We start from the raw sequence: 1,648 nt of genomic DNA, 5'->3' as shown, positions 1-1,648 counted from the left end.
CCCCCTCGATCGGCTACAACATCACCCTGCCGCACGAGCAGGAGCCGAACCCCTGGTCGACCCCCGAGCTGACCTTCCGGTTCCACTACTTCGCCATGCGCAAGATGCATTTCGCCCTGCGCGCCAACGCCCTGGTGGTCTTCCCCGGCGGCTTCGGGACCTTCGACGAGCTGTTCGAGATCCTCACCCTGCGCCAGACCGGCAAGGAGCGGAACATCCCCATCGTTCTGTTCGACGAGGGCTACTGGCGCTCCGTGGTCAACTTCGGGGCGCTGGTCGAGCACGGCATGATCGCGGCGTCCGACCTCGAGCTGATCGGCTTCGCCGAGGACGCCGAGGGGCTCTGGCGCGAGCTGCTGGCCCGCGGCCTGCGCCCCGGCGGCGAGAGCGCCGTCGATCCGCATCAGCCGGCGCTTCAAAGCGAGGGCGTGACGGGGTAGGGGAGGGCCATGACCGCCATGACCTCCGACGACGTCCTGAACGAGTTCCGCGCCGCCGGCGCCCTGCGCGAGGGGCATTTCGTCCTCTCCTCGGGCCTGCACAGCCCGGTCTTCCTGCAGAAGAACCTGGTCTTCATGCACGCCGACCGCTGCGCGCGCCTGTGCAAGGCGCTGGCGGAGAAGGTCACGGCCGCGGTCGGCCCCGTCGACGTCGCCATCTCGCCGGCCGTCGGAGGCATCATCCCCGGCTATGAGACCGCCCGCTGGCTGGGCGTGCCCTCGATGTACGTCGAGCGCGAGGGCGGGACCTTCAGGCTCCGCCGCGGCTTCCACGTCGAGCCCGGGCAGAGGGTGGTCATGGTCGAGGACATCGTCACCACCGGCCTGTCCAGCCGCGAGTGCATCCAGGCCATCCGCGACGCGGGCGGGGAGGTGGTCGCCGCCGCCTGCATCGTCGACCGCTCCGGCGGCCGCGCCGACGTGGGGGTTCCCCTGATCGCCCTCGCCACCCTCGACGTGCCGGCCTGGCCCGCCGACGCCCTGCCGCCCGAGCTCGCCGCCCTGCCGGTCGAGGACCCCGGCAGCCGCCGGCTGGCGAAGTAGGAGAGGCGGCGATGGTCTCGGCGGTTCGCCTCGGCGTCAACATCGACCACGTCGCCACCGTGCGGAACGCCCGGGGCGGCGCCCATCCGGACCCCGTCCGCGCGGCCCGCGAGGCGCTGGCCGCGGGGGCCGACGGCATCACCGCCCACCTGCGCGAGGATCGCCGCCACATCACCGACGCCGACATCGAGGCCCTCAGCGACCTCTGCGCGGTCGCCGGGCGGCCGCTCAACCTCGAGATGGCCGTCACCGACGAGATGCTGGCCATCGCCTTGCGCCACCGCCCCCACGCCGCCTGCCTGGTGCCCGAACGCCGCGAGGAGGTGACCACCGAAGGCGGCCTCGCCGCAGCCGGCCACGAGGACCGCATCGCCCCCGTCGTTCGCGCCCTGGCCGGGGCCGGCGTGCGTGTCTCCCTGTTCATCGAGCCGGCGCTGGAGCAGGTCGAGGCGGCGCGCGCCGTCGGCGCCCACGTCGTCGAATTCCACACCGGCCGCTACTGCCATCTGACCGGCGCCGACCGGGCGGTGGAGTTCGCCCGCCTGCAGGCCGCCGCCGCCCGCGCCGCCGATCTGGGCCTCGAGGTCCACGCCGGCCACGGCCTG

At 73.4% G+C, this 1,648-nt stretch carries 3 protein-coding genes; all 3 read left to right on the top strand.

The genetic code is table 11. From position 1 onward, the window contains the following. Positions 1-440 (top strand): LOG family protein (locus RIF93_RS20615; protein ID WP_309093310.1); only part of this gene is annotated, 440 nt, incomplete at its 5' end. An 18-nt stretch (positions 441-458) separates the two neighbouring features. Continuing rightward, positions 459-1,043 (top strand): orotate phosphoribosyltransferase, encoded by a 585-nt coding sequence (gene pyrE / locus RIF93_RS20610; RefSeq protein WP_309093311.1) that lies wholly within the window; start codon positions 459-461, stop codon positions 1,041-1,043. A gap of 11 nt (positions 1,044-1,054) precedes the next feature. Beyond that, the coding region (locus RIF93_RS20605; RefSeq protein WP_309093309.1) for a pyridoxine 5'-phosphate synthase at positions 1,055-1,648 on the top strand (594 nt) is incomplete at its 3' end.

The sequence above is a fragment of the Phenylobacterium sp. genome (assembly GCF_031181185.1).
GTDB lineage: Bacteria > Pseudomonadota > Alphaproteobacteria > Caulobacterales > Caulobacteraceae > Phenylobacterium.
This window is presented reverse-complemented; position numbering and strand designations above follow the sequence as displayed.